This is a genomic window from Microbacterium sp. zg-Y625 (assembly GCF_030246925.1).
Lineage (GTDB): Bacteria > Actinomycetota > Actinomycetes > Actinomycetales > Microbacteriaceae > Microbacterium > Microbacterium jiangjiandongii.
The window spans coordinates 1,648,821-1,672,328 of sequence record NZ_CP126740.1 but is presented as its reverse complement, the minus strand read 5'-3'; the positions used below and the strand labels follow the sequence as shown (position 1 = coordinate 1,672,328).

The following is a 23,508-nucleotide window of genomic DNA, read 5'->3' as shown; positions in this document are numbered from 1 at the left end:
TCCATCCTACGTGGGGCCTCAGACGCGGCATCCGCTTGGTCCCCCCGAGGCGACTCGAACGCCTGACCAAGAGATTAGAAGGCTCCTGCTCTATCCACTGAGCTACGGGGGGTCACCTCCAGGCTACCGGGATCACCCTCGGAGTTCGGCGGAGTCCGTGGCGGGCTGTCCCGCTGCGGCGTAGCGTGCACGTGTCGAAAGGGTTCGAGGATGACTGCAGGCGAGAAGCGGACGCAACTCTGGGTGGCCTATGGGAGCGGTGGGGTCGCCGGGACGATCCGCAAGATCGAAGAGGAGTACGTCGTCACCATGGCCGGGGCGGACGACGTGCACGGGACGTACCCGTCGATGGAGGCCGCGAAGGGCGCGCTGCACGCCCAGATGACCCCGGGGTCGGAGTGGCCGCAGTTCCGCGAGCACTGAGGGATCAGACCGCCCGCTGCGGCATGATGTCGGCGTCCGCGACCGTCCGACGCCGCGTGTCGAACCACGGCAGCGTCGTGTGCACGAGCGGCCCGATGAGGAGGGCGAAGAGCACGGTGCCGATCCCGACCGTACCGCCGAGCAGCCATCCCGCGGCGAGGACCGTCGCTTCGACCGCAAGACGGCAGGCCCAGATCGGCCAGCCGAGGCGCTCGTTCAGGCCGGTCATGAGGCCGTCACGCGGGCCGGGTCCGAAACGCGCGCCGATGTAGAGCCCGGATGCCACGCCGACCGCCACCAGGCCCGCAGCGAACATCGCGGCCTGATACACCCAGCCGCTCGGGTGCGGCAGGACGCCGAGGGTGAGCTGCATGCCGGTGCCGACCAGCGCGATGTTCGCGACCGTGCCGACACCCGGTCGCTGGCGCAGGGGGATCCACAGCAGCAGCACCAGGAAGCCCAGCAGATTGGTCACCCAGCCGATGCCGATGCCCGTCTGTCGGGAGATCCCCTCCGCGAGCACGGTCCAGGGGTCCAGGCCTATGCCCGCCTGGACCATCAGCGCGCATCCGGCGCCGAACAGCAGCAGCCCCACCAACAGCTGAAGCACACGTCGTGTCACGAGTTCAGTCAACCGCACGCTTGGAGGGCAGCGCGCGCCCGTCACAGCCCTCGGGATGACACGACGGGGCACGGCGCGGTCAGCGACTGTACGTGAGGCAGTTCACGGCCTCGGCTGCAGACCAGAAGTCCCCCACCGGGAGGAGGCTTCGGCGGGCGGGGTGGTAGCGCAGCGCCCGGAATCTCACGTCCGCCCCGTCAGCCACGCGGCGGACGTGCCCGATCACCCTTCCTCCGGTGTCGAGAACGCGCCACAGTTCCGGTCCGGCAGGAATCAGGGTCGCCCGCGCCTCACGGCCCACAACGGGGGGCGTCATCGTTGCGATCATCGCAGCCTCCTTTCGTGTCGAACATATGTGCGACCTCCGACATCGGGGCGGTACTGCCGAGCGGCGTCTCCTCCACATGCGCGGAGTATGCGGATCCGTCCCCGGAAGAGGCCTGCGCGCCGACACGGCCCGGTGTCCGGGCGGCATCGTGGAAGGGCTTCGGCACCCGACGGGCACGCGGGTGCCGAAGCGGCGGGAAGCACCCCGCGCCCACACGAGAGGACAGGCACACCATGAGCGAACTGATCACCGTCACCGGCAACCTCGCCGCCGATCCGGAGCGGAGGTCCACGGCCGGCGGCGACGTCGTCGTCGCCTTCCGCGTCGGCAGCACGCAGCGGCGATTCGACAAGGAGTCGAACACATGGGTCGACGCCTATACGAACTGGTATCACGTCTCGGCCTTCCGCAGCCTCGCAGATCACGCGTTGCGATCGCTGCGCAAAGGGGACCGCGTCATCGTGGTGGGCACGCTGCGTCTGCGCACCTGGGAGAACGACACGCGAAGCGGCGTCACCGCCGATCTCGACGCGCACGCGCTCGGACCCGACCTGCGCTGGGGCACGACCGCCTTCACGCGCGCGGCGCGCCCGGCCGAGGCAGGCGGCGGCGCATCGGCGGAACCTGCCCCGACTGCGCGCGTCGACGCCGAGGGATGGACACTGCCTGCAGTGGATCGCCCTGACGAGCTCGATGAGCACACCCGCGGCACGGGTGCGCCGGCGCACGGAGTTGCCCGGTCGGCAGCGGAGCCCGCGCTCGTGACCGCGGGCGGGCGGGCGCTCGCAGACGGGGAGGAGACACCGTTCTGACGGCCGGGGGAGACGGGGCGCTCTAGACTTCCGGCGTGCTCCGTCATCCCGCGGCCTTCGCGCCCGACCCAGGAACGGTCGCCGCCGCTGTGCGCCGCGGCCCGTCGGGACGGCGGGCCGCGCGCGCCGCGCTGGCCCTGGCGGCCGCCCTTCTTCTCGCGACCGCGTGCGCGCCGTCTCCTCAGCCGGAGCCCGCACCCGCCTCGCCGACAGCGGGCGCTCCGACGGCCACCGAACCCGAGCCGGCCGGTCCTGCGCTGTCTCCCGACGGTTCCGCCGCAGACAACCTGCCGCTTTTCACCGCCGTGGCGCAGACGGTGTGGGCGTCGCCGCAGAGCGCCGAAGGGCGCGCCTACATCGATGCCCTTGTCGCTGCGGGTTTCGACAAAGCCGCGATGCAGGTGACCGAGGACACTTCGACGATCGGCAACGCGGCCGAATCACTCCAATTCGCGGTGCAGTGGGGCGAGGAGTGCCTGCTGGGTCAGGCCGGACCCGTCACCGGCACTGTCGTGACGTCCGTCGCACCGGCCCTCGCGGGCGGAGGATGCCTGCTGGGCGAGACCCGTCCGATCGACTGGTGATCCCGGCGGGCACGCGGCCCGCCGGGGGTGGTTGGTAGGCTGGACGAGACTTCTCCCTCGCATCACCGGCGCCCTCGACGCGCCGCTGTGCCGCGAGCGGATCTGACTGCGATGCTGAGGTGGTACCGAAGTGGCCGAATATATCTACCAGATGGTGCGCGCCCGTAAGTCCGTGGGCGACAAGCTGATTCTCGATGACGTGACGATGTCGTTCCTTCCTGGCGCGAAGATCGGCATGGTCGGCCCGAACGGCGCCGGAAAGTCGACGATCCTCAAGATCATGGCCGGGATGGACACCCCTTCCAACGGCGAAGCGAAGCTCAGCCCCGGCTTCAGTGTCGGCATCCTCATGCAGGAGCCGGAACTCGACGAGTCCAAGACGGTGCTGGAGAACATCCAGGAGGGCATCGCCATCAAGGCGAAGGTCGACCGCTTCAACGAGATCTCGGCCCTCATGTCCGACCCCGACGCCGACTTCGACGCCCTGCTGGCGGAGATGGGCACGCTGCAGGAGGAGATCGACGCGGCGGATGCCTGGGATCTCGACTCGCAGCTCGAGCAGGCGATGGACGCGCTGCGCACCCCGCCGGGCGACGCCTCGGTTTCCAACCTCTCCGGTGGCGAGAAGCGCCGCGTGGCGCTGACGAAGCTCCTGCTGCAGAAGCCGGACCTGCTGCTGCTCGACGAGCCCACGAACCACCTCGACGCCGAGAGCGTGCTGTGGCTCGAGCAGCACCTGCAGAAGTACACAGGCGCCGTCATCGCCATCACCCACGACCGGTACTTCCTTGACAACGTCGCGGAGTGGATCGCCGAGGTCGACCGCGGACGGCTCATCGGCTACGAGGGCAACTACTCCACGTACCTGGAGAAGAAGGGCGAGCGTCTCGCCATCCAGGGCAAGAAGGACGCCAAGCTGGCCAAGCGCCTCGCGGACGAGCTCGAGTGGGTGCGCTCCAACACCAAGGGGCGCCAGGCCAAGTCGAAGGCGCGTCTGGCCCGATACGAGGAGATGGCGGCAGAAGCCGACCGCACGCGCAAGCTCGACTTCGAGGAGATCCAGATTCCGCCGGGGCCGCGCCTGGGCAGCATCGTCATCGAGGCCAAGAAGCTCAAGAAGGGCTTCGACGGCCGCACGCTCATCGACAACCTGAGCTTCAGCCTGCCGCCCAACGGCATCGTCGGCGTCATCGGCCCGAACGGAGTCGGCAAGACCACGCTGTTCAAGACGATCGTCGGTCTCGAGCCGCTGGACGGTGGCGAGCTGAAGATCGGCGAGACCGTGAAGCTCAGCTACGTCGACCAGACGCGCTCGAACATCGACCCGAACAAGACGCTGTGGGAAGTCGTCTCGGACGGACTCGACATCATCACTGTCGGCAAGATCGAGATCCCCTCGCGCGCCTACGTCTCGAAGTTCGGCTTCAAGGGTCCGGACCAGCAGAAGAAGGCCGGCGTGCTCTCCGGTGGTGAGCGCAACCGTCTGAACCTCGCGCTCACGCTGAAGGAGGGCGGCAACCTGCTGCTTCTCGACGAGCCGACCAACGACCTCGACGTCGAAACGCTGCAGTCGCTTGAGAACGCGCTGCTGGAGTTCCCCGGCTGCGCCGTGGTCATCACGCACGACCGGTGGTTCCTCGACCGCATCGCCACGCACATCCTGGCGTACGAGGGCACCGAGGAGCACCCGGACAAGTGGTACTGGTTCGAGGGCAACTTCGAGGCGTACGAGGCGAACAAGATCGAACGCCTCGGGCCGGACGCGGCCAACCCGCACCGGTCGACGTACCGCAAGCTCACGCGTGACTGAGCCCGGCCCGCGCCGCATCCACGTGCCCATCCCGCTGCGGTGGGGCGACCTGGACGCGCTGAACCACGTCAACAACACGTCGATGCTGAAGCTCCTCGAGGAGGCGCGTCTTCGCGCGTTCTGGCGGCCGGACGCCGGCATGGAAGGTCCTCCGACCGCCGTGCTGGATTCCGGCCTGAGCGCCAGTGCCGAGACGATGACGCTCATCGCGCGCCAGGAGATCGAGTACCTCGCCCCGGTGCCGTACCAGCAGCGGCCCCTCGACGTTCAGCTGTGGATCGGGCGCCTCGGCGGGTCGAGCATCGACGTCTGCTATGACGTGTACAGCCCTGTGGGGGAGTCTCCGCACACCCTCTACGCCCGCTCGACAGCGATCGTGGTGATGGTGAGCAGCGCGACCGGCCGTCCGGTGCGCCTCACCCCAGAGATGCGCGAGGCGTGGGCGCCGTACGTCGGCGATCCCATCGTCTACGCACACCGCCGCTGACGCGACCCGGCGCCCGCCGGTCGGGCTCGGGATCAGCTGTCGCCCGGGACCCGGATCATGATCTCCTGGGCGACGGTGGCCAGCAGCCGACCGTCACGGCTGTGGATGCGCCCCGTGGCGAGTCCGCGGCCGCCGCGCGCGCTCGGCGACTCCTGCGTGTAGAGCACCCACTCGTCGACCCGCCCGAACCGGTGCCACCACATCGCGTGATCGAGGCTCGCGACCTTGAGCCCCGGCGTCGACCACGGCAGCCCGTGGGCGCGCAGCACGGGCTCCTGGATGGTCAGGTCACTCATATACGCCAGCACCGCGCGGTGGATCGCCGGGTCGTCGGGCAGGGGAGAGCGCGTGCGCATCCACACGCCCTGGTGCGGCGTGCGATCGCCGTCGACGGTGTCGTAGATGGGGGAGGCGACGTAGCGCCGCTCGATCGGACCGCCTTCGAGCACCCGTAGGGACAGGGGATGCCGGGACGGGTCGAGTGCCTCCGTGCCGGCCAGGTCCTCGGGCGCGGGAACGTCCGACGGCATCGGCGCGCCGTGCTCGATCCCGGGATCCTCGTCCTCGAACGACGCGATCATCGAGAAGATCGGCACGCCCTCCTGGTAGGCCTGCGTGCGGCGTGTCGAGAAGGAACGGCCGTCGTGGATGCGGTCGACCGACAGCGTGATCCCCTTGGTGACATCACCCGGGCGCAGGAAGTAGCCGTGCATCGAGTGCGGCACGCGCTCGGGCGGGAGCGTCCGCGCGGCGGCGGTGATCGCCTGCGCCAGCACCTGCCCTCCGAACACGCGACCGTTGGGCATCGCATGCGAGGCACCCGTGAAGATGTCCTCGGTGGTGCGGGCGGCAGACGCCGCCAGGTCGATGACCGAGAGCATGGTGGCGACGGGATCGGTGGGCGTATCGGGCACGGGACTCCTGTCTGCGCGGCGCGCACGGCGCCACTTGATAGTTTAAGGCGGATGCCCCACCGCCTCCGTTTCCCCGACCACCGTGCCGCAGCAGACGCGGCGACTTTCGCGTCCCGCGCGTCGCGGATGGGCGACGGCGCGGTGCGGCTGCAGGCGGCATCCGGAACGCTCGTGATGACCTGCGCGCCACTGGCCCCGCGCGGACTGCTCGATTCCACACCCACGGTGCTGGGGCTGCGGGCGTCGACGGTCGATCCGGAGCTGCTCACCGATGTCGTCGTGGATGCCACGGCGCTCGTCGTCTCGGAGGATCCCCTCGCGCTCACGCTCCCCGACGCCGCGGTGTCGGCGCCCTGGGCGGGTGTCGCCCCACCCCGCGGCGGCTGGGAACCCGCAGGGACGCTGGATGCCGCGACGATCGCCACCCGCGCCCAGTGGGGCATCGCCGCCGTTGCCGAATCCGTGCCTCGCGACGCCGGTGACGACGCCGTACGCGCGGTGCGCGCGTCGGTGTGGGGGGCGCAGGATGCCGCGTTGGCGGGGCTGCCGCTCGGTGTCGCCTTCGCCGCCTTCGGACTGGGGTTCATCGGAGGGGCCGAGACGGTCGAGCTGCGCACCGCGGGGCCGTGGACGCGCCTGAGTCTGCGCCGCGGTCACGTGCTCGTGCGTGGACCGGTGAAGACGGGACTCACGCCCGTGCGGGCGACCGGTACGGCGGCCTGACCCGCGTCAGACGGCCGCCGCTGCCGCACGTCCCGCGACCCGACCGGAGAACAGGCACCCGCCGAGAAAGGTGCCCTCGAGCGCCCGGTAGCCGTGCATGCCGCCGCCGCCGAAGCCGCTCGCCTCGCCCGCCGCATACAGCCCGGGCACGACCTGCCCGTCGGCGCCGAGCGCCCGGGATTGCAGATCGGTCTGGATGCCGCCCAGCGACTTGCGGGTGAGCACATGGAGCTTCACCGCGATGAGCGGACCGGCGGAGCGGTCGAGGATGCGGTGCGGTGTGGCGGTGCGCACGAGCCGGTCACCGCGGAAGGCGCGCGCGGAGCGCATCATCGCGATCTGCGCATCCTTGGTGAAGGCGTTCTCGATCTCGCGATCGCGCGCCTCCACCTCGGTGCGCACCCGCGCGGCATCCAGGGCGTCGCCGCCGGGCAGGTCCCGCATCCCCGCGATGAGCTCATCGAGGGTGTCGCGCACGACGAAGTCCGCCCCACGGTCGAGAAAGGCCTGCACGGGTTCGGCGGCACCCTTCGCCAGTCGGGACGAGATGAGCAGCCGCACGTCCTTGCCGGTCAGATCGGGGTTCTGCTCGCTTCCCGAGAGCGTGAACTCCTTCTCGATGATCTTGTACGACAGCACGAACCAGGAGTGGTCGTGACCGGTGCGTCGGAGGTGGGCGAGGGTGCCCAGGGTGTCGAAGCCGGGGAACAGCGGGACCGGCAGGCGGTGGCCCGTCGCGTCGAGCCAGATCGACGACGGGCCGGGGAGGATGCGGATGCCGTGCTGCGGCCAGACCGGCTGGAAGTTCTGGATGCCTTCGACGTAGTGCCACATGCGGTCGCCGTTGACCTCGCGCGCTCCTGCCTGTTCCGCCACCGACAGCATGTGACCGTCGACGTAGGCGGGCACCCCCGACACCATCGACACGGGCGGGGTGCCGAGCCGTTCCGGCCAGCGCCGGCGGACCATATCGTGGTTTCCGCCGATGCCGCCGGAGGTGACGACGGTCGCCCCCGCTGTCACCTCGAACGCCCCCACGACCTCTCGTGAGGTGGCCGTGCCCCGCGCGGCGCCGGACGGTGCGAGCAGGTCGCCGGTGGCACCGGTGACCGCCCCGTCGACGACGGTGAGCGCGGTGACCCGATGGCGCGGCATGATGGTCAGCCGGCCCTGCCGCTCCGCCTCTTCGACCGCTGCCTGGAAGGGCGCGACGACGCCCGGGCCGGTGCCCCACGTGATGTGGAACCGTGGCACGGAGTTTCCGGGTCCCGTCGCGGTGTAGCCGCCGCGTTCCGCCCATCCCACGATGGGAAAGAACCCCAGCCCCTTCTGCTGCAGCCAGGCGCGCTTCTCGTGGTGCGCGAAGTGCAGGTAGGCCTCAGCCCAACGGCGCGCCCACACATCGTCGTCCTCGCGGTCGAAACCGGCGGTGCCGAGCCAGTCCTGCCTGGCGAGGTCGAAGGAATCCCGGATGCCGAGGCGGCGCTGCTCGGGCGAGTCGATGAAGAACAGCCCGCCGAAGGACCACCACGCCTGTCCGCCGAGGTTGGTGCGCGGCTCCTGGTCGACGATCACCACATGCTTGCCGGCGGCGACGGCCTCACCGGCCGCGACGAGGCCCGACAGGCCCCACCCGATGATGAGCACGTCGGCCCTGATGGTGGCGGTGGTCATGGCGACTCCTTCGTCGTCGACCGGGCCGTCAGCCCGGTGCGTCTCCCGCGGCGCTCAGCCCGGTGTCTCTCCCTCAGGCCTGCGTGCGACGACGGGGAACCCCGTCGCGTCACGGCCGGCCGGTGCCGGACCGATGCCCGTCGGCTCGAAGGTGTTCACCATCGCGTGCGCCGCCCTGTCGAGATACTCCCACAGGGTCGCCTCGTGGAGGGGCGACAGGCCGAGCTCATCGACGGCGACGCGCATGTGCGCCAGCCAGCGGTCCCGAGCGTCGGGGTTCACGTGGAAGGGGGCGTGGCGCATGCGCAGGCGCGGGTGGCCGCGTTCCTGGCTGTAGGTGCTGGGGCCGCCCCAGTACTGCGCCAGGAACATCTCCAGCCGGCGCGCGGCGGGCTCGAGGTCGACCTCGGGGTACATCGGGCGCAGCACGTCGTCCTCGGCGACCTCGCGGTAGAACGCCGCGGCGAGCCGGACGAACGTCTCGTGCCCGCCGACCTCGTCGTAGAACGAGCGGGGTGCGGCATCCGTCATGGCTTCGTCTCCTCGTCGGAGGGCGGGGGCGCAGAGCCGTCGCCGCCGTCCGGTTGGGCGCTGCTCTTGTCCGTGCGCTTGGGTTTCCACGTCGGTCGGGAGTCCTTCGGCACCGGGTTGGGCCGCGTCATCGGCGGGTTGGCGCCGCGCACCCGCTGAGCGCCCTCGGGACCGGTCAGCGTGATGGAGGTGAGCTGGGGGAGGGTCAGCCCCATTTCGTCCACGGCGTGCTTGAGCCGCATGCGCAGCTCCCGGGCGACATCATCCTTGGCGTTGGGCCGGGTCTTCATCACCAGTCGGATCACGAGCGCTTCCCCGCTGACGGACTCCAGACCCCAGACCTCCGGGTCCTCGAGCACGCGGGTGCGCCACTTCGGGTCCTTCTGCAGACTCTTGGCGGCCGCGAGCATCTGCTTCTCGACCTCGTCGACATCGGCGTCGACCGGGACAGCGAGGTCGATGATGACGCGCGACCAGCCCTGCGACATGTTGCCGATGCGGGTGATTTCGCCGTTGCGCACGTACCAGAGCGTGCCGTTGACGTCACGGACGTGCGTGACGCGCACCGAGACGTACTCCACGACGCCGGTGGCGAGCCCCAGATCCACGACGTCGCCGATGCCGATCTGATCCTCGGCGACCACGAAAATGCCGTTGAGCACGTCCTTGACGATGTTCTGGGCGCCGAAACCGAGTCCGGCGCCGATGGCGGCGGACAGCAGGGCGAACGAGCCGAGGGCTGTGGGCGCCAGCACCTGCACGATGAGCAGCACCGTGATGATGACGATGGCGACGTTGACGATGTTCTGCAGGATCGTGCCGAGAGTCCGGGTGCGTTGCACCAGACGCACCTGCGCCAGCGGGGACCGTTCGAGCGCCTGCGTGTCGTCGACCCGAGCCTTGGATTTCGCACCCGAGACGATGCGGTTGACGGTGCGGCGGATGACGATGCGCAGCACCCACGCCGCGACCACCCCGCCGACGAGGATGAGTGCGACCGCGAGCAGGTTCCAGCCCGCCTCGATGAGGAACTTGAGCACCTTCCCCCAGAAGTCGGGGCTCGTCACGTCGGGGCTCGTCACGTCGTCCATCGGAGCCAGCCTAGCCACTCCGTATGCACCCCGCCTGTGTGCGGCGGCTGCGAGAGAGCCGCGCAGCGCACGACGCCCCGGTGCCGCATTGCGGGCACCGGGGCGTCAGAGCATTTGCCGGATTGCTACTCCGCGTCGCGCTCCTGCACCGCGATCGCCCGCTCGACGCCTGCGAGGTTCTCGGCGACCAGGCGGCGCAGCGCAGGCGGCGCGTCCTGGTGGGCGGCGAGCCACGACCGCGTCGCGTCGCGCAGCGCCACATCGGCGAGCGGCGCGGGGTAGAGCCCGACGATCAGGTACTGGGCGATCTGGTACGTTCGCGACTCCCAGATCGGCAGCAGCATGTCGAAGTACGGCGCGACGAACTCCGACAGCAGCTCACGACCGGCGGGGTGCACGAAGCCGGCTGCGGCGGCACGAACGATCGTGTTCGGCGCGTCGGCCTGTTCGATCAGCGACGCCCATGCGGCGCGCTTGGCCTCGGGGGTGGGGAGCGCCGCGCGGGCCTGTGCGGCGAACTCGCCGCCCTTGGCGGTGTTGTCGGCGGCCAGGGCCGCGTCGATGTCCTCGGCGGTGACCGCACCGGCGGCGGCGAGCGACACGAGCAGCTGCCACGACAGATCCGTGTCGATCGTCAGCCCCTCGAGCACCGTCTCGCCGTCGCGCAGCGCCTTGACGGTCTGCGTGTGCGCGGCCGTGCTGGCCGCGGCGGCGAACGCGGTGACGAACTGCAGCTGGCTGTCGCTGCCGGGCTGGGCCCCCTGCGCGAGCTTCCAGAGACCATCGGCCACGCGCGCACGCGTCGCCTCGCGGGTGGCCGGGGTGACGTAGGAGTTGGCGGCCAACTGCAGCTGACCGAGGGTCGTGCGCACGGTGGTCGACTCCGTCTCGCTGCCGATGTTGCGCAGCACGAGGTCGACGTAGTCGCTCGCGGCCGTCTCGCCGTCGCGGGTCTGGTCCCAGGCGGCGCCCCAGACCAGCGAACGCGCCAGCGGGTCGCTGATGTCCTTGAGATGGGCGATGGCGGTCCGCAGCGACTGCTCGTCGAGGCGGATCTTCGCGTAGGCGAGGTCCTCGTCGTTCAGCAGCACCAGGTCGGGACGCGCGAGGCCCTTCAGCTGCGGCACCTCCGTGAGGTCGCCGTCGACGTCGAGCTCTTCGTGATGCACCCGCACGAGCGCGCCGCCCTGCAGACGGTAGAAGCCGATGCCGAGGCGATGGGGACGGATCGTGGGGTAGTCGGCGGGCGCCGTCTGCACCACGGCGAACCGGGTGATGATCCCATCGTCGGACGTGGCGATCTCGGGAGACAGCGTGTTCACCCCCGCCGTCTCGAGCCACTTCTTCGACCACGTCGACAGCTCGCGGCCGCTCGTGCGCTCGAGCTCGACGAGCAGGTCCGACAGCTCGGTGTTGGACCACTCGTTCTTCTTGAAGTACGCCGCGACTCCAGCGAAGAACTCCTCGATGCCCACCCACGCGGCGAGCTGCTTGAGCACCGACCCGCCCTTGGCGTATGTGATGCCGTCGAAGTTGACCTGCACGTCTTCGAGGTCGTTGATCTGCGCGACGACGGGGTGGGTCGAGGGGAGCTGGTCCTGGCGGTACGCCCAGGTCTTCTCCATCGCGTTGAACGTGGTCCACGCCTCGGTCCACTCCGTGGCCTCGGCGGTGGCCATGGTGGACGCCCACTCGGCGAACGACTCGTTCAGCCACAGGTCGTTCCACCAGCGCATCGTCACGAGGTCGCCGAACCACATGTGGGCCAGCTCGTGCAGGATCGTGACGACGCGGCGCTCCTTGACCGCGTCGGTCACCTTGCTGCGGAAGACGTACGTCTCGGTGAAGGTCACCGCACCGGCGTTCTCCATCGCCCCGGCGTTGAACTCCGGCACGAACAGCTGGTCGTACTTCGCGAACGGGTACGGGTAGTCGAACTTCTCCTCGAAGTACGCGAATCCCTCACGCGTCTTGTCGAAGACGTAGTCCGCGTCGAGGTGCTGCCAGAGGCTCTTGCGGGCGTAGACGCCGAGCGGGATGACCCGGCCCGACGCGCTGGTGAGCTCGGAGAAGGTCGCCTCGTAGGGGCCGGCGACGAGCGCGGTGATGTACGACGAGATCGTCGGTGTGGGCTCGAACGTCCACGTCGCGGTGCCGTCGCCGTGGCGCTGGGGCTCGGGCGTGGGGGAGTTGGACACGACCTTCCACGGCTCCGGTGCCGTGACGGTGAACTGGAAAGTGGCCTTCAGATCGGGCTGCTCGAACACCGCGAAGACGCGGCGGGAATCCGGCACCTCGAACTGCGAGTAGAGATAGACCTCGCCGTCGACCGGGTCGACGAAGCGGTGCAGGCCCTCGCCGGTGTTGGTGTACAGGCAGTCGGCGTCGACGATCAGCTCGTTCTGGGCCTCGAGCCCGGACAGTGCGATGCGCGAATCGGCGAACGCCGTCGCGGGGTCGATCGAGCGGCCGTTCAGGGTGATCTCGCGCACGTCGCGCGCAATGAGGTCGATGAACGTGTCGGCGCCAGGGGTGGCGGCGAAGCGAAGGGTGGTGCGGGAGCCGAACACCTCCGCACCGCGGTTGAGGTCGAGCGCGATCTCGTACGACATGCCGGCCGTCGGGTCGACGACGGCGCGGCGCTCCTGCGCCTCGATGCGGGTGAGGTTCTCTCCGGGCACGTTGGTTCTCCCAAGGTCTTCGGGTGGGTCAGTGCCCGGTCCCGCCGGGCGATCCCTCAGCCTACGCTCTGCAGCGGCGACGGCCGCGGAAGAACCCCACCACGGCCCCGAGCATCGCCGGCGTGGTGGGACAATGGGAGGGTGAGTGCAACCGACGCCACCCCACCGGTCATCGAGCGCGAAGAGCCCCGGGTTCCCTTCGCTTCTCCCGCATCCGCATCGGGTTCGCCCCATGTCGAGGTACCCGTCGCCTACGACGGCATCCTCCTCGCCGGCTTCGGCGGCCCCGAGGGGCAGGACGATGTGATCCCGTTCCTGCGCAACGTCACCCGGGGGCGCGGCATCCCCGACGAGCGGCTCGAAGAGGTGGCGCACCACTACCGCCACTTCGGCGGCGTCAGCCCCATCAACGACCAGAACCGGGCCTTGAAGGCGGCGATCAAGGACGAGCTCGCCCGGCGCGGCATCGATCTTCCCGTGTACTGGGGAAACCGCAACTGGGCGCCCTACCTCGAGCAGGCGGTGCAGGATGCCGCAGCCGCCGGCGACACCACACTCATCGCCGTCGCCACGAGCGCCTACAGCTCGTTCTCGAGCTGCAGGCAGTACCGCGAGGACTTCGCGCGGGTGCTGACCGAGACCGGCCTCGGCGACGTCGTGACGATCGACAAGGTGCGCCAGTTCTTCGACCACCCCGGTTTCGTCGCGCCGTTCAGCGCCGGTGTGCTCGCTGCCGTCGCCGGGTTCCTCGACGAGGGCCTTGCCCCCGAGCAGATCCGCGTGCTCTTCTCCACCCACAGCGTGCCGATCGACGACGCGAAGCGCTCCGGCCCGCGCGACGTCGACTGGGGCGAGGGCGGCGCGTACGCCGCGCAGCACCGGGCGGTGGCCGAGGTGATCATGGCCGACGTCGTCGCGGAGCGCCCCGAGGCGGCCTCGGTGCCGTGGGACCTGGTGTACCAGTCGCGCTCCGGCCCGCCCTCGCAGCCGTGGCTCGAGCCCGACGTCTGCGACGTCATCGAGACGCTTCCCGACGCCGGGGTGAAGGCCGTCGCGATCGTGCCGCTCGGATTCGTCAGCGACCACATGGAAGTGCTCTGGGACCTCGACACCGAGGCGATCGAGGCCGCGCAGGAAGCGGGTCTGCGGGCCGTCCGCACGCCGACCCCGGGCGTCGACCCGGCCTATGTGTCGGGACTGGTCGACCTCGTGGTCGAGCGCATCGAGGGCACGCCGGCCGCCGAGCGACCGCACCGCACCGAGCTCGGTCCCTGGTTCGACGTCTGCCGCCCCGCGTGCTGCGAGAACGTCCGCGCCGGGTTCAAGCCGGCAGCCGCCGGCATCGCACCCTGACCTTCCGCCCCCGCCGGGTGCCGACCCTAGGATCTTGACCATGCGCATCCACATCGCGACCGACCACGCCGGCCTCGAGTTCTCGACCCAGCTGCAGCATCACCTGGCCGGCGAAGGTCACGAGCTCGTCGACCACGGCCCGCTCGAGTACGACGCGCAGGACGACTACCCCGCCTTCTGCATCCGGGCGGCCCAAGCCGTCGTGCGCGACCAGGAGGCCGGGATCGAGACACTGGGCGTGGTCTTCGGCGGCTCGGGCAACGGCGAGCAGATCGCGGCGAACAAGGTGCGCGGTGTGCGTGCGGCTCTGGTGTGGAGCATCGCGACCGCAGAGCTCGCCCGTGAGCACAATGACGCCAACGTGATCGCCATCGGCGCCCGTCAGCACACGTTCGACGAGGCGGCCGCGTTCATCGACCGCTTCATCGCCACCCCGTTCTCCGGTGAGGAGCGCCACGCGCGGCGCATCGCCCAGCTGGCGGCCTACGAGATCGACGGGTCCCTCCAGCCCGACCCGCGGGCCGCGGGCGTGCAGGCCGACGTTCTCGCCGCCGACGACAGCTCGTTCGACCCGGAAGCGGGCTGATGCCCGAGGGCCATTCCGTCCACCGCATCGCCCGCCAGTTCGAGCGCAACTTCGTCGGGCGGACGGTTGCGGCATCCAGCCCGCAGGGGCGGTTCGCCGAGGGCGCCGCCGTGCTCGACGGCCGCACCCCGACCGAGGCCCGAGCTGTCGGCAAGCAGATGTTCCTCGCCTTCGACGACCTGTGGCTGCGCGTGCATCTCGGCCTCTACGGCGCGTGGGATTTCGCCGGCGAGATCCTCGTGGATCCCACGATCGCCTCCGCCAACGGACGCATGGGACAGACGAACCAGCGCGGCACGGTGCTCGGCGATGAGCCGATCATGGATGCCGCGGGGGAGAACTCCCTGTCGTCGATCGGCGCGCCGCGGCGCACGCGGGTGCACGTGCGCATGTCGGAGCAGACGACCGGACTCGGCGACGATCTGGAGTGGCCCCCGCCGGTGGTCGGCCAGGTGCGCCTGCGGCTCATGACCGACATCACGTGCGCCGATCTGCGTGGCCCCACCGCGTGCGAGCTGCAGAGCACAGATGAGATGCTCGCGACCGTCGCGAAGCTCGGTCCCGACCCGCTCGTCGGCGACGTGGCCGAGGGGGAGGAGCGCTTCACCCGCACGGTGCGGCGCAAGCCCACACCGATCGGGCAGCTGCTCATGGATCAGAACGTCGTCAGCGGCATCGGCAACGTGTACCGAGCCGAGATGCTCTTCCGCGCGCGGCAGAACCCGCACACCCCCGGACGCGACGTTCCCGAAGAGACCGTGCGCGCGCTCTGGCGCGACTGGGTGCGGTTGCTGGCGATCGGCGTCGAGACCGGTCAGATGATGACGATGGACGACCTGGCGCCGGAGGACTACCGCAAGGCGATGGCCTCCCGCGACGACCGGCACTGGGTCTACCACCGCGCAGGGCTCCCGTGCCGGGTCTGCGGCACCGCGATCGTGGTCGAGGAGATGGCCGCCCGCAAGCTGTACTGGTGCCCGCGCTGCCAGGCGTGACACGGGGCCGGCGGCGTCCAGCGCGGCCCGCGTCGCCCCCTAGCCTGGGGTGATGTCTCTGGATCTGCGATGGCTGAGCGCGCCCGAAGCCGAGGTGGCGGCGGCCATGGCCGGCATCCGCCGTGACTCACGGCCGGGCTGGGTGCCGACCAAGCGCCAGGTGCTCGTGCACGTCAACCACTGTCTGCTGCTGTGGTACCTGTGCATCGCGTTCATGACGATCGGAATCCGTGTCGACGGCATGCAGGACGGCACGGCGAGCCCGTCCGACTTCCGGGACCTCGGCATCGCGGTGGCAATCCTCGCGGTGTGGCTGTGCGGCACCTTCTGGCTGTACCGCTGGGCGGCGAAGCCGCCATCGCCGCGCGCCCGCATCGCCCAGTGGCGACAGACGCTCACCGCCCTCGCCAACGGCCTGCATCCGCAGCCCAGCAGTGTCGCAACCTTTCCGTCGCTCATCAGTCATGCCCGGCGCGGTGTGCGGGAGTACCCGCGTTTCGTCGCGCCGAACCTGGAGTTCGGAAACCTCACCCAGCAGGCCTCGCGCGCCACGCACTGGCACTACCTGGCCCTCCGTCTCCCGGCTCCGCTTCCGCACCTCATCCTGGACTCGACGGCCAACAACGGCGCGGTCAGCGACCTGCCGGGAACCGTGGCGCGCAACCAGCGACTGTCGCTCGAGGGGGACTTCGACCGGTGGTTCCACCTGTACACGCCGGCGGAGTACGAGCGCGACGCGCTGTATCTGTTCACCCCCGATGTGATGGCCGCGTTCATCGACGACGCAGCGGGCTACAACGTGGAGATCATCGACGACACCCTCGTCTTCTTCACGTCGCCCGCGGCGGATTTCACCACTGCCCAGCCGTGGGAGTCGGTCTACGCGATCGTCACCGGCGTCGCTCCCCGCGTCGCACGCCGGGCGCTGTACTACCGCGATGAGCGCGCCCCGCACTCTGCCGGACATCACGCGTCGGCATCGGCGCGCACCGGTGGCCAGACGGTGATGGAGGCATCCGACGAATCCTGGATGCATCAGCAGCCCGCGATCGGTCCCGATGGTCGGCGGCTGCAGATCCGCAATCGCCACACCAGCCCGGTCTGGTCGGCACTCGGCGCGGTCGGCTGGTTCCTCACCCTCACCTTGCTCTACGCGGTCCCGGGGCTCTTCGCCTTCGCGGGTCTCATGTCGATCATCGACGGATGGTGAGCGGCGCCCGGCGGCATGACCGCGAACGACGTGCGCCGATTTCGTGCTCGGCGCAGGCCGGGGCCATCATGGGCTCCATCCACGGCTGAGCGGGAACGCTGCTGCCACGAAGCCGCCCCACCGGAGGAGTGCACGCATGGCGACGAAGGGGCGCAAGAAATCGCGCAACCGGGCGCGGGTCGCAGGGGGACACCCGGCCGGGCGTCAGGGCCGGCAGACGACCGGACCGGCCGTCTGGGTGCGGCGGATCGTCGCCGTCGGCGGGAACCTCGTCGGAGTGGGAGCGCTCCTCGTCGGTGCCGCAGCGGTGGTCTGGCTGCTCACCTACACGGCCGGCGGGGGCAGGATCAGCGCGGTCTTCCCGGATGACATCGGCGGCACCGAGACCATCATGTTCCCCACGCTCATGGCTGGTTTGTCGATGATCGGTTTCTTTCTGGGCCAGTACGCCGTCCGCGGCCGGTGGGAGGTAGCAGGCGGTAGAGCCTCGTCCGGCGGGTCGTTCGCCGTCCTGTTGCGTCCCATCAGCGTTCGCCTGCATGCGCTCTTCCTCGGCTTCGCCTTGACGGCGTGGGTGCTCGTGATGGTCGTGCCGGTCGTGCTGGATGCGTCGGGCACCCTCGACATCGCCGAGGGCTCGTCCGCAGCGATACAGTTCTGGTTCACCGTCACGGTGTACGGCGTGATCACCGGCCTTCTCGCGGGCATGATCGCGCTCTCGCTCCTCAAGAAACTGACGTACAACGACCGGCTGGCGCAGAACGAGTCCCTGATCACCCCGGGTTCGCATTCCCAGCTGTGGTGGCGCAAGTTCTCCCACATCTGGCGCGCGGAAGTGGGGATCGCCGGTGCCGCCGGCGCGGCACTGGGCCTGAGCCCGCTGGGCGTGCACCTGCAGAGCCCGGCATACGGAATCGGCGCCCTCGGGATCGGCAGCGCGCTCATGGCCATCGCCGTGGCGCTGGCACTCAACTCCTGGCGGTCGGGCCTGCCCGTGGAGAGGGTCGAGTCGTACACCTGAGCGCGCCCGCGCGCAAATAGGCTGAGCGCATGCGCCAGAACCCCAGCTTCGTCCTGGGCGACACCGCGGAGCTTCGGCGGCTCATCGAAGAGAACCCGTGGGTCACCCTCGTGAGCAGCACCCCCGAAGGTCTCGTCGCGTCGCACTACGCCGTGCTGCTCGACGACACGCGCGAGGACCTGACGATCGTCGGGCACGTCGGCAAGCCGGACGATCTCATCCACCGGCTGGGGGAGCGTGAACTGCTGGTCGTCGTGCAGGGTCCGCACGGATACATCTCGCCCGGCTGGTACGGCGACGTCGCGTCGGTGCCCACCTGGAACTTCATCTCCGCGCACCTGAGTGGCGTGCCCGAGCTGCTCACGGCGGACGAGAACCTCGCGGTGCTCGACCGGCTCGTGGCCCACTTCGAGAGCGGGATGGCGCAGCCGCGGATGATGTGGGAGCGTCCCAACGACGCCGGCTACATCCATCGACTGGAAAAGGGCACGGTGGGTTTCCGGCTGACCCCTACGCGGGTGGTCGCCAAGCGCAAACTGAGCCAGAACCGCCCCGACGAGGTGGTCGAGACGATCATCGGCGAACTGGATGCCGGCTCGGGCGCATACGCGGACCCCCGCCTGGCCGGCGAGATGCGTCGGGACCTCGACGCACGAAGGAGCAGCAGATGACCTGGGCCGCAGGCGACCACGTCGCCGTCGTCGCAAATGCACGACTGACGGGGGAGGACCGCACCGACCCCTTCGGCGATGACCTCGTCGACGTGCATCTGCAGGGTGGCGCCATCGCCGACATCGCCCCTGCGGGCGCCCTTCCTCGGGCGGGCGTCGTCCTCGACGCCCAGGGCGGCTGGCTGATCCCGGGGCTGTGGGACCACCACGTGCACACAGTGCAGTGGGCCCTCCTCACACAGCGGGCGCCTCTCGGACACGCCGACAGTGCGGCCCACGCGGCGTGGCTCATGGCCGACGCCCCCGTGCTGGATGACGGGCGGCGCATCGGAACCGGGTTCCGCCACGCGTTCTGGCCCGACGCCCCGACGCTCGAGGTGCTGGATGCCGCAACCGGCGACGTCCCCACCTACCTCATCAACGCCGACGTCCACAGCGTGTGGCTCAACTCCGCCGCCCTGCGGCGCGAGGGTCACCCGGTGGCCGGCTCGGGCCTGCTCTGGGAGGAGCCGGCGTTCGAGATCTCCCGACGCCTCAACCTCGTTCCCACCGATGTCGCCGACGCGTATGTGGCGCGCATGGCGCACGATGCGGCATCCCGCGGCGTCGTCGGGATCGTGGATCTCGACATGGCGTGGAACGCCGAGGCCTGGGCGCGCCGCGCCGCCGACGGGTTCGACACCCTCCGCGCGCGGTTCGGTGTCTACCCGCGCGATCTGCAGCGGGCCCTCGACCTGGGAATCGAGACGGGTGACGCCGTCGACCCGGCTGGGCTCTTCCGGGTCGGCTCCCTCAAGGTGATCAGCGACGGCTCGCTGGGCACCCGCACGGCCGCGTGCTCGCACGCCTATCCCGGCGACCCGCTGAACCACGGCATGCTGACGATCCCGCCCGATGAGCTGGGCGATCTGATGATCCGCGCCACCGGGGGAGGCCTCTCCTGCGCCATCCACGCGATCGGCGACATCGCCAACACCCATGCGCTCGACGCGTTCGCGCTGACGGGCGCGACAGGCACGATCGAGCACGCGCAGCTCGTGGCCCATGCGGACGTGCCACGGTTCGCCGCGCTCGAGGTGGGGGCCAGCGTGCAGCCCGAGCACGCGCTGGACGACCGAGACCTCACCGACACGGTGTGGGCCACCCAGACCTCGCAGCCCTACCCGCTGCGTGCGCTGGCCGACGCGGGCGCCAACCTGCTGTTCGGGTCCGACGCCCCGGTCTCGCCGCTGGATCCGTGGGCGGCGATGTCGGCCGCGGTGCACCGGACCCGCGACGGCCGTGAGCCGTGGCAGCCAGGGCAGGCGGTGGATGCCGCCACCGCTCTTGCGGCATCCACCGCCGAAGGCTCCGCCGGGGGCTCGGCGCTGCGGATCGGCGGCGTCGCGGATCTGGCCGTCGTGGCACACGACCCGTTGACGGCGGACGAGAAGACGCTGCGCGGCATGCAGGTCGCGGCCACCATGATCGCCGGGCGCCTCACGCACGTCTCCGCCTGACAGCGCCTGACACGACGAAGCCCCGACCCTCGCGGGCCGGGGCTTCGTGGAGACGTGATTACTCGGCGAGGTGGGCGAAGAGGAACCAGCGGTCCTTCTCGAGACCCGCCTTGATGCCGATGGCGACGTCCTGGCTCGTGAGATCGACCTCGTCGAGACCATCGATCGCGGCCTGCACATCGACGAGGATGCCGTCGATGTCGGCCAGCACGCTGCGCACCATGGCGTCCCACGGGGTGAACCCGGCGGGCACGGTGGTGGGCTTGGCCTTCTGGGCGACCGTGGTCAGGCGGGCGTCGATGGGAAGACCCAGGGCGACGATGCGCTCGGCGGCTTCGTCGGACCATGCCTGCGCGTGCTCGACGACCGTGTCGAGGAGTTCGTGGATCGACTGGAAGTTCGCACCGCGGACGTTCCAGTGCGCCTGCTTGCCGTTGACCACCAGCGCCTGCAGGCCCATGACGACGGGCGTGAGGAACTGCGCGGTGCCGGCGGCGACGGTCGGGTCGGCGGCGGTGGCCGGAATGGTCTGATTCTTCGTCATGCTGTCGTCTCCTATCGGCGGGGAGTCGCCCCACCTTTTGCAACGGTACTCAGGCGGGGCTATTCCGCAAGCAAGCTGAGGCTGGGCTTATGCGGCTTGACGACCGCCCTAGAGTCATGGCATGACGATCGCCGATGATGCCTCCGTCCTGTCCGTCTCCGGCCGCGAGCCGCTCGTTCCCGCCTCGGCGTTCGTCGCGGCGGGGGCGCGGATCATCGGGGCGGTGACTCTGGGTGAGGAATCGAGCGTCTGGTACAACGCCGTGCTGCGCGGCGACAGCGACAGCATCACACTCGGGGCGGGCAGCAACGTGCAGGACAACGTCTCGGTGCACGTGGACCCGGGGCACCCCGTGGTCATCGGAGCCGACGTCTCGATCGGGCACAACGCGGTCGTGCACGGCTGCACCGTCGAAGACGGGTCCCTCATCGGCATGGGGGCGGTCGTGCTCTCGGGCGCCGTCATCGGTGCGGGCTCGCTCGTGGCCGGGGGAGCGGTGGTGCTCGAGGGGACGATCGTGCCGCCGGGCTCGCTCGTGGCCGGTGTGCCGGCGAAGGTGCGGCGAGAGCTGACAGCGGACGAACGCGGCAAGCTGCTGCGAAACGCCGAGGTGTACCGCGCGCATCTGCAGACCCACCAAGACGCCACGTCCGCGGGCTGACTGTCCGACCACGGCGCCTGTCTCAGGCCGCGCCGGCTCACGATCCGGTTCGCCGAGATGCGGACATCTGCCCGGATGCGGCGTTGTAGGCGGGATCCGGCCCTTGCCCGGGCAGATCTCCGCATCCGGGTGAACCGGAGTCGGCGACGTATGGGCGGATGCCACGGCCGTTCACCGTCCGCGCGACATCGCAGGACAAGAACCAGCAAGTGGAGGGGATGACGGGAATCGAACCCGCACCATCAGTTTGGAAGACTGAGGCTCTACCATTGAGCTACATCCCCGCGGCGGAATGCTCCGCGGCCTCCGTCAGTGTAGTCGAACCTCCGGCTCAGCGCGGACACGGCGCGGTCGGCTAGACTTCCCGGGGTCGTTTCAGCGCACGCGTGCGTGCACACAGCCCGGGGCGTAGCTCAGCTTGGTAGAGCGCCCGCTTTGGGAGCGGGAGGCCGCAGGTTCAAATCCTGTCGCCCCGACGTAACGACCTCCCAGACATCCAGACTTTCCGCCTCCGCGCGTCTGCGCGGATCACCCAAGGAGAAGCAACAGGCATGGTCAACGCCACGGTCGAGAAGCTCAACCCCACGCGGGTCAAGCTCCACATCACGGTCACCCCGGACGAACTGAAGCCCGCCATCGCGCACGCGTACGAGCACATCGCCCAGGACATCCAGATCCCCGGCTTCCGCAAGGGCAAGGTGCCGGCCCCCATCATCGACCAGCGTGTCGGCAAGGGTGCGGTCATCGAGCACGCGGTGAGCGAGGGCCTGGACGGGTTCTACCGCGACGCCGTGCGCGAGACCGAGGTGCGCGTCGTCGGTCGGCCGTCGGCCGAGGTCATCGAGTGGCCGAGCGACAAGGACTTCTCCGGCGACCTCGTCGTCGAGGTCGAGGTCGACGTGCGGCCCGAGTTCGAGCTTCCCGCCTACGACGGCATCACCATCGAGGTCGACGCCGTCGAGACCGACCAGGCCGCCGTCGACGCCGAGCTCGACCGCCTGCGTGGTCGCTTCGGCACGCTGGTGACGGTCGACCGTCCCGCTGCCAAGGGAGACTTCGTCGAGCTGAACCTCGTCGCCGCGATCGACGGCAACGAGATCGACCGCGCCGAGGGCGTGTCGTACGAGGTGGGCTCTGGTGAGCTGCTCGAGGGCACCGACGAGGCCATCGAGTCCCTCACCGCCGGTGAGGAGACCACGTTCCGCTCCAAGCTCGTCGGCGGCGACAACGCCGGCCAGGAGGCGGAGGTCGCCGTGACCGTCGTCGCCGTCAAGGAGCGGGAGCTGCCCGAGGCCGACGACGACTTCGCCCAGATGGCCAGCGAGTTCGACACGATCGACGAGCTGCGTGCCAGCCTCGCCGAGCGCGTCTCCGAGCAGTCCGGCTTCGCCCAGGCATCCTCCGCCCGCGACAAGCTCGTCGAGAAGCTCATCGAGCTCGCCGACATCCCCGTGCCGGCGCAGCTGGTCGAGGACGAGGTGCACCAGCACCTCGAGGGCGAGGGTCGCCTCGAGGACGACGTGCACCGCGCCGAGGTCACCGAGGCCAGCGAGAAGCAGTTCCGCACGCAGATGGTGCTCGACAAGATCGCCGAAGAGTTCAAGGTGCAGGTCTCGCAGGACGAACTGACCCAGTACCTCATCCAGTCGGCCTCGCAGTACGGCATGGCCCCGCAGGAGTTCGTCAACGCGCTGCAGCAGGGCAACCAGCTGCCCGCCATGATCGGTGAGGTCGCCCGCAACAAGGCGCTCGCGCTGGCGCTGGCGAAGGTCACCGTCGTCGACACCGAGGGCAAGCCCGTCGACCTGAGCGGCTTCATCGCCCTTGAGGACGAGCCCGCCGCCGAGGACGAGGTCGTCGAAGAGGCCCAGGAGATCGCCGACGCCGCGGCCGAGGCTGACGAGATCATCGAGGCCGAGGAGGCCGCCGAGAAGCCGGCCAAGAAGGCCCCCGCCAAGAAGGCCCCGGCGAAGAAGGCTGCCGCCAAGGACGCCGACGACGCTCCGGCCGAGAAGGCCCCGGCGAAGAAGGCCCCGGCGAAGAAGGCTCCGGCCAAGAAGGCCGCCGCGAAAAAGGACGACGCGAAGGACGCCGCCGAGGCTGCTCCCGCGAAGAAGCCCGCCGCGCGCAAGACCACCAAGAAGGCCGACGCCGAGTAATCGGACCGGTTCAGATAGCGGGGCGGATGCTGCGGCATCCGCCCCGCTGTCGTACGCGGGCGTGCCGACGGCACGACGCGCACGATCTGCCCAGGGCGAACACGGGCGGGTCACCCGCGCCGCGCCGGT

The 23,508-nt window shown here is 70.0% G+C and carries 22 protein-coding genes and 3 tRNA genes; 16 read left to right on the top strand and 9 right to left on the bottom strand.

Annotated features, from left to right (window positions below; all coding sequences use genetic code 11):
- Window positions 1–36 precede the first annotated feature (36 nt).
- Window positions 37–112: transfer RNA gene (locus QNO14_RS07595), tRNA-Arg, on the bottom strand.
- Window positions 113–210: 98 nt separating this feature from the next.
- Here QNO14_RS07595 and QNO14_RS07590 point away from each other — a divergent pair.
- Entirely contained in the window at window positions 211–423 is a 213-nt protein-coding gene (locus tag QNO14_RS07590) for a methyltransferase (protein WP_257493339.1), read from the top strand.
- A gap of 4 nt (window positions 424–427) precedes the next feature.
- On the opposite strand, the gene yczE is transcribed toward QNO14_RS07590, so the two are convergent.
- Entirely contained in the window at window positions 428–1,045 is a 618-nt protein-coding gene (yczE, locus tag QNO14_RS07585; protein WP_257506202.1) for a membrane protein YczE, read from the bottom strand.
- Between the two features lie 561 nt (window positions 1,046–1,606).
- Between yczE and ssb the strand changes: the two genes are divergently transcribed.
- The 4 genes from ssb to QNO14_RS07565 all read left to right on the top strand — a co-directional run bounded on the left by ssb (window position 1,607) and on the right by QNO14_RS07565 (window position 5,066).
- Window positions 1,607–2,185 (top strand): single-stranded DNA-binding protein, encoded by a 579-nt coding sequence (gene ssb, locus QNO14_RS07580; RefSeq protein WP_257506201.1) that lies wholly within the window; start codon window positions 1,607–1,609, stop codon window positions 2,183–2,185.
- A 35-nt stretch (window positions 2,186–2,220) separates the two neighbouring features.
- Window positions 2,221–2,769: a DUF6993 domain-containing protein gene (locus tag QNO14_RS07575; protein WP_257506200.1), complete on the top strand. Its 549-nt coding sequence runs from the start codon at window positions 2,221–2,223 to the stop codon at window positions 2,767–2,769.
- 130 nt (window positions 2,770–2,899) lie between these two features.
- Window positions 2,900–4,579 carry an energy-dependent translational throttle protein EttA gene (gene ettA / locus QNO14_RS07570; RefSeq protein ID WP_257493343.1) on the top strand — a complete coding sequence of 560 codons (1,680 nt, stop codon included), beginning with the start codon at window positions 2,900–2,902 and terminating at the stop codon, window positions 4,577–4,579.
- A complete protein-coding gene (locus QNO14_RS07565) occupies window positions 4,572–5,066 on the top strand; it encodes an acyl-CoA thioesterase (RefSeq protein ID WP_257506199.1) in 495 nt (164 codons plus the stop codon). The genes ettA and QNO14_RS07565 overlap by 8 nt, the downstream gene beginning before the upstream one ends.
- Before the next feature lie 32 nt (window positions 5,067–5,098).
- Here QNO14_RS07565 and QNO14_RS07560 read toward each other — a convergent pair whose 3' ends face one another.
- Window positions 5,099–5,947 (bottom strand): acyl-CoA thioesterase, encoded by an 849-nt coding sequence (locus QNO14_RS07560; protein ID WP_257506328.1) that lies wholly within the window; start codon window positions 5,945–5,947, stop codon window positions 5,099–5,101.
- Between the two features lie 84 nt (window positions 5,948–6,031).
- On the opposite strand from QNO14_RS07560, the gene QNO14_RS07555 reads away from it, so the two are divergent.
- Window positions 6,032–6,703, top strand: coding sequence for a DUF8185 domain-containing protein (locus QNO14_RS07555; protein ID WP_257493345.1), 672 nt, complete (start codon window positions 6,032–6,034; stop codon window positions 6,701–6,703).
- Between the two features lie 6 nt (window positions 6,704–6,709).
- Here the strand turns inward: QNO14_RS07555 and QNO14_RS07550 are convergent, their stop codons facing one another.
- The 4 genes from QNO14_RS07550 to pepN form a co-directional block, all read right to left on the bottom strand.
- Window positions 6,710–8,377: an FAD-binding dehydrogenase gene (locus QNO14_RS07550; protein ID WP_257506198.1), complete on the bottom strand. Its 1,668-nt coding sequence runs from the start codon at window positions 8,375–8,377 to the stop codon at window positions 6,710–6,712.
- A 54-nt stretch (window positions 8,378–8,431) separates the two neighbouring features.
- Window positions 8,432–8,908, bottom strand: coding sequence for a globin (locus tag QNO14_RS07545; protein WP_257493347.1), 477 nt, complete (start codon window positions 8,906–8,908; stop codon window positions 8,432–8,434).
- Complete coding sequence (locus QNO14_RS07540) at window positions 8,905–9,999, bottom strand: mechanosensitive ion channel family protein (RefSeq protein WP_257506197.1); 1,095 nt, start codon at window positions 9,997–9,999, stop codon at window positions 8,905–8,907. The genes QNO14_RS07545 and QNO14_RS07540 overlap by 4 nt, the downstream gene beginning before the upstream one ends.
- 125 nt (window positions 10,000–10,124) lie before the next feature.
- Window positions 10,125–12,680, bottom strand: coding sequence for an aminopeptidase N (gene pepN, locus QNO14_RS07535; protein ID WP_257506196.1), 2,556 nt, complete (start codon window positions 12,678–12,680; stop codon window positions 10,125–10,127).
- A 141-nt stretch (window positions 12,681–12,821) separates the two neighbouring features.
- On the opposite strand from pepN, the gene QNO14_RS07530 reads away from it, so the two are divergent.
- From QNO14_RS07530 to QNO14_RS07500, 7 genes are all read left to right on the top strand, one after another.
- Window positions 12,822–14,033, top strand: coding sequence for a ferrochelatase (locus QNO14_RS07530; protein WP_257506195.1), 1,212 nt, complete (start codon window positions 12,822–12,824; stop codon window positions 14,031–14,033).
- 40 nt (window positions 14,034–14,073) lie between these two features.
- Window positions 14,074–14,619 carry a ribose-5-phosphate isomerase gene (locus tag QNO14_RS07525; RefSeq protein WP_257506194.1) on the top strand — a complete coding sequence of 182 codons (546 nt, stop codon included), beginning with the start codon at window positions 14,074–14,076 and terminating at the stop codon, window positions 14,617–14,619.
- Window positions 14,619–15,614 (top strand): Fpg/Nei family DNA glycosylase, encoded by a 996-nt coding sequence (locus QNO14_RS07520; protein WP_257506193.1) that lies wholly within the window; start codon window positions 14,619–14,621, stop codon window positions 15,612–15,614. Before QNO14_RS07525 ends, QNO14_RS07520 begins: the two co-directional genes overlap by 1 nt.
- Window positions 15,615–15,666: 52 nt before the next feature.
- On the top strand, window positions 15,667–16,824 hold the full coding sequence (locus QNO14_RS07515; protein ID WP_257506192.1) for a hypothetical protein: 1,158 nt from the start codon (window positions 15,667–15,669) through the stop codon (window positions 16,822–16,824).
- Window positions 16,825–16,960: 136 nt separating this feature from the next.
- Window positions 16,961–17,845, top strand: coding sequence for a hypothetical protein (locus QNO14_RS07510; protein WP_257506191.1), 885 nt, complete (start codon window positions 16,961–16,963; stop codon window positions 17,843–17,845).
- A 29-nt stretch (window positions 17,846–17,874) separates the two neighbouring features.
- Entirely contained in the window at window positions 17,875–18,516 is a 642-nt protein-coding gene (locus QNO14_RS07505; protein WP_257506190.1) for an FMN-binding negative transcriptional regulator, read from the top strand.
- Window positions 18,513–20,015, top strand: a complete 1,503-nt coding sequence (locus QNO14_RS07500) for an amidohydrolase (protein ID WP_257506189.1) — start codon at window positions 18,513–18,515, stop codon at window positions 20,013–20,015. Before QNO14_RS07505 ends, QNO14_RS07500 begins: the two co-directional genes overlap by 4 nt.
- Window positions 20,016–20,073: 58 nt before the next feature.
- Here QNO14_RS07500 and QNO14_RS07495 read toward each other — a convergent pair whose 3' ends face one another.
- Entirely contained in the window at window positions 20,074–20,559 is a 486-nt protein-coding gene (locus QNO14_RS07495; RefSeq protein WP_257493357.1) for a Dps family protein, read from the bottom strand.
- A 121-nt stretch (window positions 20,560–20,680) separates the two neighbouring features.
- Here QNO14_RS07495 and QNO14_RS07490 point away from each other — a divergent pair, with 121 nt between their 5' ends.
- The gene (locus QNO14_RS07490) at window positions 20,681–21,220 is read left to right on the top strand and encodes a gamma carbonic anhydrase family protein (protein WP_257493358.1); all 540 of its coding nucleotides are present in this window, start codon (window positions 20,681–20,683) and stop codon (window positions 21,218–21,220) included.
- 210 nt (window positions 21,221–21,430) lie between these two features.
- Here the strand turns inward: QNO14_RS07490 and QNO14_RS07485 are convergent.
- Window positions 21,431–21,504 (bottom strand) — tRNA-Gly (locus QNO14_RS07485).
- Between the two features lie 118 nt (window positions 21,505–21,622).
- On the opposite strand from QNO14_RS07485, the gene QNO14_RS07480 reads away from it, so the two are divergent.
- Together QNO14_RS07480 and tig are read left to right on the top strand one after the other, a co-directional pair.
- Window positions 21,623–21,696 (top strand) — tRNA-Pro (locus QNO14_RS07480).
- A gap of 75 nt (window positions 21,697–21,771) precedes the next feature.
- Entirely contained in the window at window positions 21,772–23,379 is a 1,608-nt protein-coding gene (tig, locus tag QNO14_RS07475) for a trigger factor (protein WP_257506188.1), read from the top strand.
- Window positions 23,380–23,508: the final 129 nt, after the last annotated feature.